Genomic DNA, 15798 nt, shown 5'->3' with positions numbered 1-15798 from the left:
CACAGGACAATCAGCCGCGCATGCCGGCGTCGAACAGACTGATCCGGTTGCGTCCCTCGTGCTTGGCCTGGTACAGGGCCCGGTCCGCATCGATCATCAGCTGCCGCAGCGCATAGCCGCTGCTGGCTGCGGCAGCGACGCCGAAGCTGGCCGAGATCGGGATGCCGGGCGCGTCACCGGCGACCGAGGCGGCGGCGATTGCCGCGCGCATCTGCTCGACGCTCGGCAGCACGCTGTCCAGCGTGCACTCGGGCAACAGCACGCCAAACTCCTCCCCGCCCAGGCGGCCGAACACGTCGGTGGAGCGCAGATGCGCCTGGCAGGCATCGACCGCGCGCTTCAGCACCCGGTCGCCCACCGCATGCCCATGCGTGTCGTTGACCAGCTTGAAGTGATCCAGGTCGATCAGTACCAGGCAGACATCGCGCGCCGATTTGCGGCAATAACGCAACTGCCGCTCGGCCTCGTTGACGAAGTATTGCCGATTGAAGATGCCGGTAAGGCCGTCGCGCCGCGCCAGCCGCATGAAGCGCAATTGCGAACGCTTGACCCGATAGGCCCACAGGATGATCGATGCCAGCACCAGCAGCAGCAGTGCGACATACAGCCGGCTGGTTTCTGCCGCCTTGCGATCCAGCTCGCCCTGCAGGGCCAGAACCCGGTTCTTCTTGTCGAGCCCTTCGACCTGCAGCTTCTTTGCCAGCACTATTTGCTTGACGGTCTGGTAGGCAAGTACTTTCGCGCTGAGGCGGCTCTGATAGCCATCATGGGCGGCCAAGTATTTTTCGAGGTATACCAGCGAGCCCTTGCTGTCGCCAAATTTCTTGTCGACTTGGTAAAGCACACGATAGGCACTGGCCGTCGATTGCGAATACGGCCTGTTGTCATCCGTCTTCAGAGCGCTATTGGCAAATTTCACTGCCGAGGCAAGAGCCCCACTCTTCCAGTAAGCCGTGGCCAACGTAGTCTCGAACTGGGCAACCTGGGGCGGAAAGCCTGCTCGCAACACCTTGGGATAGTTTGCTTGCAGTACACGGATTGCCGACTCGGGGCGACCCTGCCGCATGTCGAAACCCGCCAGCAAATGCTGGAAACTGAGCGAAAACAGGGTATCGCCCGCCTTTGCGCATGCTTCCGTGCCATCGTGAAGCTGATCGGCGGGCAACTGTGTGCTGCCACTTTCAAACAGCGCATCGGACTTCAAAAACCAGCCCCTGCATGCACTCTGCGCGTCGGTGCTCTCCTTGATCAGTTGATCGGCATAACGCATGGACTCATCGTACTGACCAGCCTCGGTGTACAACTGCGCTGTGGCGGTGAGGCCTTGGATGCGGACGTCGTCTTCCTTAATTTGCGGCAGTTGGTCCAGCAATGGATTGAGCCTGACAAAGGCTTCCTCAAAGCGGGATTGAGCCACCAACAGGTCGATCACGTTGGCGCTGGCGCGAAACGCCAAAACGGGATCCGCAGTTTGATCGGCAAGCGCCGTCAACAAAGGTAGCGCCCCGGCGTAGTCGCCTGCAAAGGCGATCCGCCGAGCCTCGAGATAGCGCAAATGCAGCTTTTGTTGCGGCGATAGCCGCATCGCGACCTTGTCGAGCCGACTCATCAGCTCATTGAACACGGCATGGTTGGAGGGCTCGACGTTCTCAGCTTGTCTTAGCAACTGCGCAGGATCGTCGGATACGGTCGCAATCGCAGCAACCGCATCCGCTACAGATAAAAGCAGAAGCACGCAGCACGCGAATACCAACCCGCATCTGCTCGCACGGTCCATGAACTAGTCAGCGGTCGCAAGCACAGGAGCGGCAAGTCGTGAAGCCTGGTTCTCAATCTCCATCGCTCTTCTTCTCCTTGTCCTTGTCGTCCTTCTTCTCTTCACCCTCTTCGCAGCTGCCGTCACACTCCTCTTGCTCCTCGCCCGGTTTGGCAGGACTGATCAGGCAGCAGAAAGGATCCTGCCCCAGCAACGCCTGCAGTCCCTCTTTATCCCTGGCAAGAATCGCCACGCGCAACTCCGGATCAATCTCGGCATTGGACAGCGCTGACCCTACTTCATCCCGAGATGCATGACGCAATTGCGCGTCCTGCCCCACCCTTTCCAGAAAATCGATCACATCGAACATCGATCATCCCCCTGTCAGGATGAGTAATGGCTGGCGGTCCGGTAATGACCGCGTCAAATCCGTCTGCTGATCTTTTCCCCATTTCCCACGCGTTGCGCGCCGCAAGCAGCAAGCTCCGGCCGCCCGACGGGCCCAAAGTACACCCTTCCTTCGATGTCGTGCCATCGCATTGGTGCGGGCGGCGTTGCCTTGAGGCGGCAGGCGGACGGCAGCCGTCTGGCCCGGTTTACTGCGCGCCTTCGGCCGTCACGGCAACGGCATTCAGCTGCGGCTCCGCCCGGCCGTCGCTCACGCTGACGCGGTTGCGGCCCTCGCGCTTGGCCCGATACAAGGCGTCATCGGCGTGGATCAGCAACTGGCGCAGCTCATGCCCGGAGTACCGGGTGCTGGCCACGCCAAAGCTGGCCGAGACGCAGATTTCCTCGGCAGCGTCGCCGCGGACCACCGCCACGAGCGCCTGCCGGATCCGTTCGGTCCGGCTTAGCACCTGCTCGAGCGTGCAGTCCGGCAACACGATGCCGAACTCCTCGCCGCCCAGGCGGCCGAAGATATCGGTGGAGCGCAGATGCGCCTGACAGGCGGCCACGGCACGTTTCAGCACGCGATCGCCCACCGCATGTCCGTAGGTATCGTTGACGGCCTTGAAGTGATCCAGGTCGATCAGCACCAGGCAGGCCTCCCGCCCCGACTTGCGGCAGTACTGCAATTGCTGTTCGGCCTCGTTGACGAAATGCTGCCGGTTGAAGATGTCGGTGAGCCCGTCACGCCGCGCCAGCCGCATGAAACGCAACTGCGAGCGCTTGACGCGGTAAGCCCAAAAACCGATAAAAGCCAGCACCGTAAGCAACAGCAATATGTACAGACGACTCGTCTCGGAAGCTTTTTTGTCGAGGTTTCGCTGGAGCTGCAGGATTTGGTTCTGCTTGCTCAATGTGTCTAGCTGCAGTTTTTTGGCGAGCAGTTGTTGCTGGACGATCTGGAAGGCGAGTGCCCTGGCCCCCACTTCATCCAGCCAACCGTTATTTGACGCCATATAACGTTCATGATGGTCAAGAGCGGCCCGCAGATCCCCCTGGCTCTTCGCAATAAGATAGAGAACGCGCTCGGCGACACTCAAGGATTCCGAATATTTGTTCCCTTCACTTCGAGCAACAACCTGGAGTGCCGATTGCTTCGATAAAGCAATCTGGCTGGTACCCAAATATGCCTCGGCCAATAACGCATCAACCTGAGAGAGTAACCACGAGTAACCACTCTTCTGCACTGCATCGTAATTACTCCTCAAAAGCATGATTGCCTTCTCGGAATGCCCCCGTTGCAATGCAACTCTCGCCAAATACAGGCGAATGCCATTGGCATAAAGGTCGTCGCCCACCTTCTGGCAAAGATCTATGCCCTGCTGAAGCTTTTCGTTAATTCCGTCCAGCTTGCCCGCCTTGTAAAGCGCCGCTAGTCTCGCGTAGCCCGTTTTGCACATCCAATCGTTTGGCTGCCGGGTTTCATTGGCAAGCTGGTCAGCATAATTCCAGGCAAGATCGTACTGCCCAGACTCCTCGTAGAGGAGCACGGCGACGGTGATCGCCAAGGCACGCGCATCCGGGTCAGAAACCGTATGCAGCCGCGATAGCACCAAATTCAAGCGTCGGAACGCATCCTCGTAACGGGAACGCTCTGCGAGAGAGTTCACCATGAAGGAGTCCGTTTTGAAGCGCAGAACCGAGTCCCGCGAATGGGTCAACACCGTATCGGCCAACCGATCCGATGTCGCATAATCGCCGACGTAAGCCGCCTGCCATGCTTGAAGGTAATGCAGATATTCCTGTTGCTCGGGCGACAACTTCGCAGCCTGTTTGTCGAGACGCTGCAAGAGCTCCAGGAATCTGTCGTGGTTCTGTGTTCTGCTGCTATCAGCCTCCTTGAGCAGGGAGGCGCTTTGGTCAACGACCGGGAGCACAGCCGCATAGGCAATACTCCCGGATAGTCCGAGCAATATCCACCCCGCGATCACCATCCGACGATTCACTACGGATGCGGGCATTGATTTAGCCGATCAACTCCACGGCACTCAACGCGGCGCGGCTGGTTTCGCCCTCGCGCTCAGGAGTTTCGTTGCCGCCTTCATCCTCCTGCTCTTCCTGCTCCTCGGCGGGCGCGAGCATCGCGCAATGTGTCGCAATGCCCAGCAATGCCTTCAATGTCGATGAATCCTCAGAGAGGATCGCATCCTGCAAAATCAAATCCAGCCCTGCGCTTGCCGCTACCTGCTCAAGCTTATTGCCCGATGCTCGGCTCAGCTGCGCGTCCTTCCCCATCCTTTCAAGAAACTCGACAACATCCGACATATGCATTCCCCCCGACTGTTGTTGGCTTGGTCAGCGTCTCGGGGAACACTGCCTCGCTGGCGCCATGCGCCAGCGAGGCCATTCCGGTTCAAGCACGCTGTTCGTGGTAGTACTCGTCTTCGTCGTTGATCCCGGGAACAAGCAAACACCTTACCTGTGCAGGAACCAACAAGCAGCATACATTCTGTGCCCCCACCAGCGCAGTCAGCCGTTCTTGGTCCTTGGCCAGCACAGCCTCCTTGATATCCTGATCGAGCTGGCTATGGACCAGCATGCGTTGCATGTCCCCGGCGGAAGCATAGCGCAAGCTGGCGTTCTGCCCGACGTTCTCAAGAAAATCGATAATGTTCGACATGGCGTATCTCCCGGAATAGTCAATGGATTGGAATGGCGCGACTGGCCTGATTGCGGGGTGGAAGGGTTTACCCCGCAGCGAGGCTTCAAACCGCGCCGATTCATCCTAGGGACGACGCCAACGGCAACTTGCCGACTCGTTCACAAAACGCCCGCATCCTGCTTGATTTCCACCTTGTCCAGCGCGTCCAGCCGCGCGCGCATTTCCAGGTCGGGCTGCAGCGGGCCGGCCGGCGGCAGCACCACAGTGTCTTCCATGCCGACTTCCGCCTGTGACAGCTCGGCCAGCCGGATCCGGCGGATCCGCGGCTGCTGGATCGGCAAGGTCGCGCCGCGGTAAATGGTGATCTCGTGGTCCAGCGGATACTCGCGCGCCAGCACCTCGACCAGCAGCTCGCGGTAGGCGGGGCCGGTGGAGAAGCGCGCCAGCGACTGGTCGCCGACCAGGCCCACCTGCCACAGCACCAGGTAGGCGGTCGGGTCGATCCTGCGTTTGTAGAACAGCAGCTGGCTGGCCTCGAAGTGCTGGCAGCCGTAGCGGCCCGGGTCGATGCCGAGGTCGGCGTAGAGGCAGTCCTCGGCCGAGATGCCCGGTTCCATGTGCGCCTCGTAGCCTTCGCTGCGGGCGACCTCGATCGACTTGTGCGGTGCCCAGGCGAACACGCCGGGATGGCCGTAGAACACGCCGCAGACCCGCTTGCCCGCGCGCACCTCGGTGAGGATGGCCTCGACCATCTCGCGGTAGGTCTGCATGCGCGATTTGCCTTCGCGGTAGTACGGCTGCAGGCTGCGCACGTCCGCATGCATCTTGTGCAACCACATCTCGACGATGCCGTCGGAGAGCCCGGCGAACACCACGTCGGCCTGCTCGATGTAGCTGCGCGCCAGCGGGCCGAGGTGCGAGCCCAGGGTCATGCCCAGGCCCACGCAAACCAGGCTTCCGGGGGAATGTGCTGCATCCATGATGGTCACTCGTCTTGGCGGGAAGCGGCATTATTCACCCGCCCCGGACGGCGGCGCCAGTTCAGTGGTTCGGTGCCGGATCGGCCTTCGCCGGAAACGCCTCCATCAGCGGCTTGATCAGGTCCAGCGGCAGCGGGAACACGATGGTCGATGACTTGCCGTTGTTGGACATGTCGGCCAGCGTCTGCAGGTAGCGCAGCTGCAGCGCCTGCGGCTGCTGCGACAGCATCGCGGCGGCATCGCGCAGCTTCTCGGCGGCCTGCATCTCGCCCTCGGCATGGATCACCTTGGCGCGGCGCTCGCGCTCGGCCTCGGCCTGGCGGGCGATCGCGCGCACCATGGTTTCGTTGAGGTCGACGTCCTTGATCTCCACGTTGGCAACCTTGATCCCCCACGGGTCGGTGGCCTCGTCGAGGATGGTCTGCAAGGTGTGGTTGATCGAATCGCGCTGCGACAGGATCTCGTCCAGCTCGTGCTGGCCCAGCACCGAGCGCAGCCGGGTCTGCGCCAGCTGGCTGGTGGCCTGCAGGAAGTTCTCCACCTGCAGCACGGATTTGTCGGGCTCCACCACGCGGAAGTAGACCACCGCGTTCACGCGCACCGAGACGTTGTCGCGCGAGATCACGTCCTGCGGCGGCACGTCCATCACGGTCACGCGCAGGTCGACGCGGATCATCCGCTGCACGAACGGCACCAGCAGCACCAGCCCGGGCCCCTTGGTGCCGGTGTAGCGGCCCAGCGTCAGCACCACGCCGCGCTGGTACTCCGGCAGGATCTTCACCGCGGAGAACAGCAGCAACGCGCCGAGGATTACCAGAACACCGACGAATCCGAACATGATCATCTCCTGCCTTTCATGAAATGGCCGCACCGGCTCATGCCGGCTCGACCTGCAACAGCAAGCCTTGCCGCGACACCACGCGCACCCGTGCGCCGGCCGGCAAGGCGGTATCGCAACGCACGCGCCAGCGCTCGCCGCGCACCAGCATCCAGGCCTCGCCGCCGGCGCTTACCGGCTCCAGCAGTTCGCCGGTATCCATCAGCATCGCCGCATCGCCGGTAACCGGATGGGCGCGGCGCGAACGGAACACCAGCCACACGATCAGGGCCAGCAGCCCCGCCGCGCACACCGCGATGCCGGCAATCACGCCGAGATTGACGCCATAGCCCGGCACCCCGGTGTTCATCAGCATCACCGAGCCCGTCACGAACGACACCAGTCCGCCGACGCCGAACGCACCCACACTGGGGTTGACCGCTTCGGCCACCAGCAGGCCGACGCCCAGCGCCATCAAGGCCAGCCCGGCGTAGTTCACCGGCAGCAGCTGCAGCGCGTACAGGCCCACCAGCAGGCAGATGCCGCCGGCGATGCCGGGCAGCATCGCGCCGGGGTGCATCGCTTCCAGCGCCAGCCCGAAGATGCCGGCCAGCAGCAACAGGTAGGCGATGGTGGGGTTGGTGATGATCGCCAGGAAGCGCGTGCGCGCACCGGGCGCGTACTCGCGCACGGACGCGCCCTTGAGCTGCAGCGTGACGTCGCGCTCGCCCACCCGCACCTTGCGTCCGTCCGCCCTGGCCAGCAGCTCGGCCACGTCCGCCGCCACGAAGTCGATCACCTGCTGCTGGGCGGCCTCGCTGGCGGTCAGCGTGGCCGCGCCGCGCACGGCCTGCTCGGCCCAGGCCGCGTTGCGCCCGCGCAACTGCGCCAGCGAGCGGATGTAGGCGATCGCATCGTTCATGGCCTTGTGCGATTCCGCATCGTCGGCAGCCGTCTGGTCATCCGCCGTCGTGGTGGCCGACGCCGGCTGCCGGCCGGCCTTCGGCAGCGGCATGGGCCTGCCGCCGCCCAGCGCCACCGGCGTCGCCGCGCCCAGGTGGGTAGCCGGCGCCATCGCGGCGATCTGCCCCGCATACAGGATGTAAGTGCCGGCCGAAGCGGCCCGGGCACCGGCGGGAGCGACGTACACCAGCACCGGCACCTTGCTGGCCAGCATGCCGGCGATGATCTGCCGCATCGAATCGGCCAGCCCGCCGGGCGTATCCAGGCGCAGCACGATCGCCGCCGCGCCATCGGCGACGGCGCGTTTCGAGGCGTCGTCGAAGTATTCGGCGGCAGCCGGACCGATCGGACCGTCCAGGGCGATCTGCGCCACCATCGGCCGGGCCACGGGTTGGCCGATCGCCGCCGCCAGCACCGTGAGCGCCGGCAGCATGCAGCAGAACATGATCCATGCCACCCTCGACCCGCGCTTCATCGGACCCGCCTCCCGCCGATTCGTCATCGACGCAGCCATCCTAGCGCGGACGGCGCGCGCAAACTCGTCAATCGCAACTTCCGACAGCCCTTCCAAGGAACCCGTCATGCCAAAAATCGATATAGCTACCGTCCCGGAACGCAAGGGCTCCGGCTATCCGCCGCCTTATGCAGCGTTCGCCGGCGAACGCCGCAAGCAGGCGCTGGGCGACGCCGGCGGCCTGACCGACTTCGGCGTCAACCTCACCCACTTGCCGGCCGGTGCCTGGTCCAGCCAGCGCCACTGGCATTCGCACGAGGACGAATTCGTCTACGTGCTGGCGGGCGAGCTGGTGCTGGTCAGCGACGCCGGCGAACAGTTGCTGCGCGCCGGCGACTGTGCGGCGTTTCCGCGCAACGTCGCCGACGGCCATCACCTGATCAATCGCAGCGCAGGGATGGCCGTCTACCTGGAGGTCGGCTCGCGCTCGAACGAGGACACCTGCACCTATCCCGACATCGACCTGCATCTGGAACGCGGCGCGGACCGTTTCTCGCACAAGGACGGAACACCCTACGCCTGAACTCCAGCGCTGTCGTCCTGCAGCGGCCATTCTGCCAGCACCTGGTAGTCCGGCTGACCAACCACGCCGTGAACCAGCGCGAACCGTTCGACCGGCCATGTCACGGGCGTGATCGGCGTGCTGGCCAGCCGCGCGCCCTGGCTGTAGGCGATGGTGACATGCGGGGTGAAGTGGCGTGCGACATGGCGCCCCTGCCCAGCCAGCACGAGCGCACGGCGCAGGTCATGCCACAGGCGTTGCAGCGGTTCGGGCACGCTCGCGCTGCGCAGGATGCACGGCGGTTGCCGGCCCTGGAAGCTGGCGGCCTCGTGCAGCACCCAGGCGAACGGCGCCATGCGCAGCCCGCGCGCGGCGGTCATCGCCGCGTCGACCACAGCCTGCCGCAGCAGCGCATGGTCGCCCAGAAAATGCAGCGTGGCGTGGTAGCGCGCAGGGTTCACCCAGCGCGCGCGCAGGTCCGGCTGGCCGGCCTTGAGCGCGGCCGCTGCCTGTGCCAGCCGCGCACGCGTCGCCGCATCCGGCAGCAACGCGAGGAACAGGCGATGCATCGGCACGGATCCGCCTGCGTCGCCGCCGAGCAGATCGGCCTGCAACGGGCCGGGGGAATGCGTTCGCGTGGTCATGGCGCGTGCCGGGCGTGAAAGGCGTGGCCGGGCGGAATCGACATCCTGCCCGCGTGGCCGACGAGGATGCCACAGCAGGCCCACCGCGGCGTCAATGCATCGCCGGCGGCTTCACTCGACGCCGTCCGCGCCCCACAATGCCTCCATGCCCACCGCCAACTGCAGCTCATCGAGGTCGACCACCGCGCTGACCGCATGGGCCGGCTCGTCGCCGCGCCGGCGTATCGGCACGCCGACGCGCAGACCGTCGCGGGTGGTGATCGAGGCCACCTTCGGCATGTGCCCGGTCGCGCCGCGCTGGGTGACCACGGCGATGCTGCCGTTGTACAGGCGCACGCCGGTGCCGGGGGGATACACGCCCAGCGCCTTGATGAACCGCGCCGCCAGATGCTCGTCCATGGTCGCGCCTTCGTTCAGGAACAGCCAGCGCAGCGCCACATTCGGCGGCATCGCCGGGCGCGAATCGCGGCAGGCCACCCGTGCGCAGTACACGTCCGCCAGGGACAGCAGCTGGGCCGGCAGGCCGATCGCGTCGCCCGCCTTGCCGGCGGGATAGCCGCTGCCGTCGGGGCGCTCGTGGTGATCCCGCACGATGTCCAGCCACAGGGCATCGGTCACCCCGTGCCCGCGCAGCAGCGCGACGCTGCGTTCGCAATGGCCACGGACCGCGGCCCGCTGTGCGTCGGTGAGAGGCCCGCCCTGGGCCTGCAACTGCTGCTGCAGCTGGAACATGCCGATATTCATCGTCAACGCCGCCGCCGTCGTCGCCGCCAGCTCCGCCGGAGCCAGCTGCATCGCCGCTCCCGCGATCTGGCAGGCAACCGCCACGTTGACGGCGTGGCGGATGCTGTAGAGACCCTCGCGGCGCATCAGGATCGAGGCCAGCGCCACGTCCGCGTTCAGCCTGCAGGCGCGTCGCAGCATGCCGGCCATGCGCGACACCTGCGCAGGAAAATCCGCCGGCGACGGCGCGTCGAGCAGTGCCTGCAGATGCCGTCGGACCGCGAGCACCAGCGCCAGCGGTGAGGCCCTGGCTGGCTCCTTCGCGGAAACGCCGGGGCGCGCGTCCGCCATCAGCGCCTGCCGCATCAGCTTCTCGATCTGCCCGTCGCTGGTGATCACGTGCCCCTCGCACAGCAGCAACGTGCCCTTGCCGTCGTAGGCATTGCACGGCAACGGCTGGCCCACCTGCAGTTCCGACGGATGGATAAGGCGCCTGGGCACATCGAACCTCGCGAACCGACCGGAAAGCCGTCGGACGGGGCGATGGCCTGGCGGCGCCGCTCCCGAACCCCATCGTTCCCGCAGTGCGCCCCCGCACACCGCCCGCAGGCCCCGCGGTCCCGTACATGGCAGATCGGCCGGGCGCACGGAAACTTGAGCCGAAGACCGGTTACCCCCAACCGGCGCAGATCCGCGCCGGTTCCCGCGGAGCCATCAGTCGCCGGCGGCGTTCGCCGCGGTCGGCGCGACCGGCAGCGTCTGACCGGTCAGCGCCGTGCGGATCGCACGCAGCTTGGCCTTGATCTTCACCTCGTTGGCCGGCCCCACACGCAACAGCAGCTTCTGCCCGGTCGAGCGCGCTTCCAGTGCGGGATCGACATAGACATAGAATGCCTTCGAACGCACCACGGCCAGCGGCGTGGCCGGCTCCGGCGCGGCCAGCAGGTCGTCGATCGCCACCACCAGGCGATCGTTGAAATAGCCCGTCGGATAACCCAGCTGCCGATAGGCCTGCTGGAACAGCGGATAGGCGTGCACGTACCAGGCCACCAGCGCCTGCGGATCGACGGCGTCGACGACCGGCATATACGGCGCATAGCGTGCGTAGTTCCGTTCACCAAGCAGCGTGGCGCTGCCGGCCTCGTCGACCGCGAAAGCGCCCTTCGGCACCCGCGCCGGCAGCGTGAACGCGGCCAGCCCGTCGTGGCGCGGCAGCGCATCGACGGTCGCCACGAGACGGGCAATGATCTGCTGTGGCACCAGCAACGCGGACACGTCGCCACCACCCAGCGCAGCGAGCGCGGCGGCCACGCCGGCGTCGCTGTCGTCCAGCGCCGGCAAGGCGCTGGTCGAAGCCGTTGCGGGCGCGACCTGCGCCTGTTCGATCGGATGCCGGATCGCCGGCTCGACCGGCGGCGCGGCAGCCGATGCCGAGCTTGCCGGTACCACCGGTGGTGGTGCACCGGCGTGCATGGCCTTGCGCGCGAGATAGGCCCCCGCCCCCACGACGGCCGCCACCACGACCACCGCCACGATCCAGCCGCCTGTCGATGTCTGCTTGCCCACGATGACTCCCTTGCGTCGAGTGTCCGTTATTGACTGGCCCGTGCGCGATTCGTTCATCACGGCTGTTCGCGCCGGCACGACTTACCCTAGCAGCTGGCCGGACCGGCGCTGCCGCCGCGGCCGGCGATAACAACCAGGTCACGCCGCGACAACGCCACAAACGCTAAACGATGAACCGCGCAAACTCGCCTCGCCCATGCGGATATCCCGGGCCGATCGGCGCCATCCGCGCGGCGGGCGCCATGCCGGAGGTGGAGGTACGCCCCATGAAAACCCGATGCGTATTCAGCACGCCCGACCTGACCGCGGCACGCGCCGCGATGGCGGCGGCCCGCGCCGCCGGCGTCGACGACGGCGACATCTCGCTGGTCGCCCGCGAGGACATCGAGCTGGAGAAGATCCCCGACCACCTGATGCAGGGCCGCAACGATTTCTACCCCGCCGCCGTGCGCGGCGGCGTCTGCGGCGGCGGTACCGGCCTGCTGCTCGGGCTGGCCGCGGCCGCCGTGCCGCCGCTGGGCGTGACGCTGGCCGGTGCCGCGGCGATGACCGTCGCCGGCGCCGCGTTCGGCACCTGCATCGGCGAGATGGTCGGCTTCGAGGTGCCCGACGTGGTCAGCCGCCGGTTCAAGGACGAGATCGCCGCCGGCCGCATCCTGGTGGTGATCGACGCCAGCAAGGACCAGCTCGGCGTGGCCGAGCCCGCGGTGGCGCGCACCGGTGCCACGCCGCTGCCGTTCCACGCGCATACCGTGCTGACCTGACAATCCGCTCAAGCCTTCAGCCGGTAGCCGCTGCGGAAGATCCACCACACTGCGGCCAGGCAGATCGCGAGAAACACCAGGGTCATGCCCACGCTGACGCCCACGCCGACGTCGGCGACGCCGTAGAAACTCCAGCGGAAACCGCTGATCAGGTACACCACCGGATTGAACAGGGTGACCTTCTGCCAGAACGGCGGCAGCATGTGGATCGAATAGAAGCTGCCGCCGAGGAAGGTCAGCGGCGTCACCACCAGCAGCGGCACCAGCTGCAGCTTCTCGAAGTTGTCCGCCCAGATGCCGATGATGAAGCCGAACAGGCTGAAGGTCGCCGCGGTGAGCAGCAGGAACGCCAGCATCCACAGCGGATGCTCGATCTGGAACGGCACGAACAGCCGCGCGGTGACCAGGATGATCAGGCCGAGGATGATCGACTTGCTCGCTGCCGCACCGACGTAGCCGGCGACGATCTCGAATGGCGACACCGGCGCCGACAGGATCTCGTAGATCGTGCCGACGAACTTCGGGAAGTAGATGCCGAACGACGCGTTGGAGATGCTCTGCGTCAGCAGCGACAGCATGATCAGTCCCGGCACGATGAAGGCGCCGTAGCTGACCCCGTCGATGCCGTTCATGTGCGAGCCGATCGCCGCACCGAACACCACGAAGTACAGCGAGGTGGAGATCACCGGCGAGACGATGCTCTGCAGCAGGGTGCGCCAGGCGCGCGCCATCTCGAAACGGTAGATCGCGCGGATCGCATAGATGTTCATGCGCGTTCCCTCAGCAGGCTGACGAAGATGTCCTCCAGCGAACTCTGCCGGGTCTGCAGGTCCTTGAAGTCGATGCCCGCCTCGCCGAGCCGGCGCAGCAACACGTCGATGCCGGTGTGCTCGCCCTGCGCGTCGAAGGTGTAGACCAGTTGCCGGCGATCGTCCGACAGCGCCAGCGGGTAGCCAGCCAGTGCGGCGGGGATGGCTTGCAGCGGGTTCTGCAGGTGCAGGGTCAGCTGCTTGCGGCCGAGCTTGTTCATCAGCTCGGCCTTGTCCTCGACCAGGATCAGCTCGCCCTTGTGGATCACCCCGATCCGGTCGGCCATCTCCTCGGCCTCCTCGATGTAATGGGTGGTCAGGATGATGGTGACGCCGCTGGCGCGCAGCGCGCGCACCATCGCCCACATGTCGCGGCGCAGTTCCACGTCGACGCCCGCGGTGGGCTCGTCCAGGAACAGGATCTGCGGCTCGTGCGACAGCGCCTTGGCGATCATCACGCGCCGCTTCATGCCGCCGGACAAAGTGATCAGCCTGTCGTTGCGCTTCTCCCACAGCGAGAGATCCTTCAGCACTTTCTCGATGTGCGCCGGGTTCGCCGCCTTGCCGAACAGGCCGCGGCTGAAGCTGACCGTGTTCCACACCGTCTCGAACGCGTCGGTGGTCAGCTCCTGCGGCACCAGGCCGATCTTCGTGCGTGCCGCGCGGTAGTCCCGCACGACGTCGTGGCCGTCGGCCAGCACGCTGCCCTCGCTGGGATTGACGATGCCGCAGATGATGCTGATCAGGGTGGTCTTGCCGGCGCCATTGGGGCCGAGCAGGGCGAAGATCTCGCCGCGACGGATCTCCAGGTCGATCCGCTTCAGCGCCTGGAATCCGGAGGCGTAGGTCTTGCCGAGCTGGCGAACGGTGATGATCGGCTGCATGCGATCTCCTGGGGAACGGATCGGTCGCGCGGAGCGTCGATGGTATGCCATGTCGCCGTTGGCATGTCGTCGCCGCGCCGCTCGACGCAGCGGCCACCGTGTTGCTAAGGTCACCAGCGCGCCCGGAACACCTCATGAACTCGATCGAAGTAGCGTTGGCCATGCTGCTGGCCGTGGTCGGCAGCGGCTACCTGGTCCGCATGCTGCCGTTCTCGCTGCCGCTGCCGCTGGTGCAGATCGGGCTGGGCGCGGTGATCGCCGGCGTGTTCAAGCACGGCGTGGCGCTCGACCCGGACATCTTCTTCCTGCTGTTCCTGCCGCCGCTGCTGTTCCTCGACGGCTGGCGCATCCCCAAGGACGGCCTGTTGCGCGACCGCGGCGCGATCCTGGCGCTGGCGCTGGGCCTGGTGGTGGCCACCGTGCTCGGCGCCGGCTTCCTGATCCATTGGCTGATCCCGGCGATGCCGCTGGCGGTGGCGTTCGCGCTGGCGGCGATCGTGTCGCCGACCGATCCGGTGGCAGTGTCGTCGATCACCGCGCGCGTGCCGATCCCGAGGCGGCTGATGCACATCCTCGAAGGCGAATCGCTGCTCAACGACGCCACCGGCCTGGTCTGCTTCCGCTTCGCCGTGGCGGCGGCGGTGACCGGTGGGTTTTCGCTGCTGTCCGCGTCGCTGACCTTCCTGTGGGTGGCGCTGGTCGGGCTCGGCGTCGGCGTGGCGTTCACCGTGGCGGTGAGCTTCGCGCAGCGCTGGCTGTCGCGGCACTTCGGCCAGGAGGCCGGCTCGCCGATCCTGATCAGCCTGCTGATCCCGTTCGGTGCCTACCTGCTCGCCGAGCAGGTGCATGCTTCCGGCATCCTCGCCGCGGTCGCGGCGGGCATCACCATGAGCTACGTCGAACTCAGCGGCCGCCTGCTGGCGACCACGCGGGTGCAGCGCACGGCGGTGTGGAACACGGTGCAGTTCGCCCTGAACGGCATCATGTTCGTGCTGCTGGGCGAGCAACTACCCGCCAGCCTGCAGGGCGCGGTGGCGTCGGTGGCGCAGAGCGGCCATCGCAACCCGTGGTGGCTGCTGGTGTACGCGCTGGCGATCAACGTCGGGCTGGCGCTGCTGCGCCTGGCCTGGGCCTGGATCTCGCTGCGCCTGAACGTGCTCAAGGCGCGCCATCGCGGCCACCCCGTGAGCCGGCTGCACTGGCGGTTGCTGCTGGCCACCTCGCTGGCCGGCGTGCGCGGCGCGATCACCCTGGCCGGCGTGATGACGCTGCCGCTGCTGCTGCCCGACGGCACGCCCTTCCCCGCGCGCGAACTGGCGATCTTCCTCGCCACCGCGGTGATCCTGCTGTCGTTGCTGGCCGCCAGCATCGGCCTGCCGCCACTGCTGAAGGGGCTGGAATTGCCGCCGGAACCGGCGGTGCAGCGCGAAGAAAACCTGGCCCGCCGCGCCGCCGCCACCGCGGCGATCGCCGCCGTCGAGAAGACCCAGCACGAACTGCTGGAAAGGGCTCCGGCCAGCGAAGTCGACACCTACACCAGCGCAGCCACCCGGGTGATCGCGCTGTACCAGCACTGGCTGGACGAGGACGCCTCCGGAGAGGACGAGGCGCGGCAGCTGCGCAAGGCCGACGCCGCTGAACGCGAGCTGCGCCTGGCCGCGCTGCAGGGCCAGCGCGAGGCGATCTTCGAACTGGCGCGCCACTACCAGATTTCCGACGAGGTCTCGCGCCGGCTGGTGCGCGAGATCGACCTGCAGGAAGCGCGTTACCGCTAGACCACGCGCGAGGGTTCCGCGATCCTTCGTCCTGTCCACGCCACGCACGAGC

16 protein-coding genes are annotated in these 15798 nt (G+C 66.1%); 3 read left to right on the top strand and 13 right to left on the bottom strand.

Annotated features, from left to right (window positions below):
• Positions 1 to 10: 10 nt before the first annotated feature.
• The 8 genes from RHOOR92_RS0100230 to RHOOR92_RS0100195 form a co-directional block, all read right to left on the bottom strand.
• Entirely contained in the window at positions 11 to 1777 is a 1767-nt protein-coding gene (locus tag RHOOR92_RS0100230) for a GGDEF domain-containing protein (RefSeq protein WP_231378269.1), read from the bottom strand.
• Positions 1778 to 1829: 52 nt separating this feature from the next.
• Positions 1830 to 2126: a hypothetical protein gene (locus RHOOR92_RS0100225; protein ID WP_007509195.1), complete on the bottom strand. Its 297-nt coding sequence runs from the start codon at positions 2124 to 2126 to the stop codon at positions 1830 to 1832.
• A 226-nt stretch (positions 2127 to 2352) separates the two neighbouring features.
• Entirely contained in the window at positions 2353 to 4137 is a 1785-nt protein-coding gene (locus tag RHOOR92_RS0100220; RefSeq protein WP_007509197.1) for a GGDEF domain-containing protein, read from the bottom strand.
• Between the two features lie 31 nt (positions 4138 to 4168).
• Positions 4169 to 4468, bottom strand: a complete 300-nt coding sequence (locus tag RHOOR92_RS0100215; protein WP_007509199.1) for a hypothetical protein — start codon at positions 4466 to 4468, stop codon at positions 4169 to 4171.
• 88 nt (positions 4469 to 4556) lie between these two features.
• Positions 4557 to 4823, bottom strand: coding sequence for a hypothetical protein (locus RHOOR92_RS0100210; RefSeq protein WP_007509202.1), 267 nt, complete (start codon positions 4821 to 4823; stop codon positions 4557 to 4559).
• A gap of 140 nt (positions 4824 to 4963) precedes the next feature.
• The gene (locus tag RHOOR92_RS0100205; RefSeq protein WP_196801989.1) at positions 4964 to 5785 is read right to left on the bottom strand and encodes an SAM-dependent methyltransferase; all 822 of its coding nucleotides are present in this window, start codon (positions 5783 to 5785) and stop codon (positions 4964 to 4966) included.
• A gap of 61 nt (positions 5786 to 5846) precedes the next feature.
• Positions 5847 to 6623, bottom strand: coding sequence for a slipin family protein (locus RHOOR92_RS0100200; protein ID WP_027485709.1), 777 nt, complete (start codon positions 6621 to 6623; stop codon positions 5847 to 5849).
• Between the two features lie 37 nt (positions 6624 to 6660).
• A complete protein-coding gene (locus tag RHOOR92_RS0100195) occupies positions 6661 to 8040 on the bottom strand; it encodes a nodulation protein NfeD (RefSeq protein ID WP_027489264.1) in 1380 nt (459 codons plus the stop codon).
• A 106-nt stretch (positions 8041 to 8146) separates the two neighbouring features.
• Here RHOOR92_RS0100195 and RHOOR92_RS0100190 point away from each other — a divergent pair, with 106 nt between their 5' ends.
• Positions 8147 to 8602 (top strand): cupin domain-containing protein, encoded by a 456-nt coding sequence (locus RHOOR92_RS0100190; protein WP_027489263.1) that lies wholly within the window; start codon positions 8147 to 8149, stop codon positions 8600 to 8602.
• Here RHOOR92_RS0100190 and RHOOR92_RS0100185 read toward each other — a convergent pair.
• From RHOOR92_RS0100185 to RHOOR92_RS0100175, 3 genes are all read right to left on the bottom strand, one after another.
• Positions 8593 to 9225: a 2'-5' RNA ligase family protein gene (locus tag RHOOR92_RS0100185; RefSeq protein WP_027489262.1), complete on the bottom strand. Its 633-nt coding sequence runs from the start codon at positions 9223 to 9225 to the stop codon at positions 8593 to 8595. The two genes, RHOOR92_RS0100190 and RHOOR92_RS0100185, sit on opposite strands and share 10 nt — an antisense overlap.
• Positions 9226 to 9336: 111 nt before the next feature.
• Positions 9337 to 10449, bottom strand: coding sequence for an HD domain-containing phosphohydrolase (locus RHOOR92_RS0100180; RefSeq protein WP_027489261.1), 1113 nt, complete (start codon positions 10447 to 10449; stop codon positions 9337 to 9339).
• A 213-nt stretch (positions 10450 to 10662) separates the two neighbouring features.
• Complete coding sequence (locus tag RHOOR92_RS0100175; protein WP_027489260.1) at positions 10663 to 11514, bottom strand: DUF3014 domain-containing protein; 852 nt, start codon at positions 11512 to 11514, stop codon at positions 10663 to 10665.
• Positions 11515 to 11780: 266 nt separating this feature from the next.
• Here RHOOR92_RS0100175 and RHOOR92_RS0100170 point away from each other — a divergent pair, with 266 nt between their 5' ends.
• A complete protein-coding gene (locus RHOOR92_RS0100170) occupies positions 11781 to 12278 on the top strand; it encodes a hypothetical protein (RefSeq protein ID WP_027485703.1) in 498 nt (165 codons plus the stop codon).
• 8 nt (positions 12279 to 12286) lie between these two features.
• Here the strand turns inward: RHOOR92_RS0100170 and RHOOR92_RS0100165 are convergent, their stop codons facing one another.
• Positions 12287 to 13048, bottom strand: coding sequence for an ABC transporter permease (locus RHOOR92_RS0100165; protein WP_027489259.1), 762 nt, complete (start codon positions 13046 to 13048; stop codon positions 12287 to 12289).
• Positions 13045 to 13971, bottom strand: coding sequence for an ABC transporter ATP-binding protein (locus RHOOR92_RS0100160; RefSeq protein ID WP_027489258.1), 927 nt, complete (start codon positions 13969 to 13971; stop codon positions 13045 to 13047). The genes RHOOR92_RS0100165 and RHOOR92_RS0100160 overlap by 4 nt, the downstream gene beginning before the upstream one ends.
• A 134-nt stretch (positions 13972 to 14105) precedes the next feature.
• Between RHOOR92_RS0100160 and RHOOR92_RS0100155 the strand changes: the two genes are divergently transcribed.
• The gene (locus tag RHOOR92_RS0100155; protein ID WP_007509227.1) at positions 14106 to 15746 is read left to right on the top strand and encodes a Na+/H+ antiporter; all 1641 of its coding nucleotides are present in this window, start codon (positions 14106 to 14108) and stop codon (positions 15744 to 15746) included.
• Positions 15747 to 15798: the final 52 nt, after the last annotated feature.

The organism is Rhodanobacter sp. OR92 (genome assembly GCF_000427545.1).
Taxonomy (GTDB): domain Bacteria; phylum Pseudomonadota; class Gammaproteobacteria; order Xanthomonadales; family Rhodanobacteraceae; genus Rhodanobacter; species Rhodanobacter denitrificans.
Note: the sequence above shows the minus strand (reverse complement) of the source record. Positions and strands in the feature narration are given on the sequence as shown.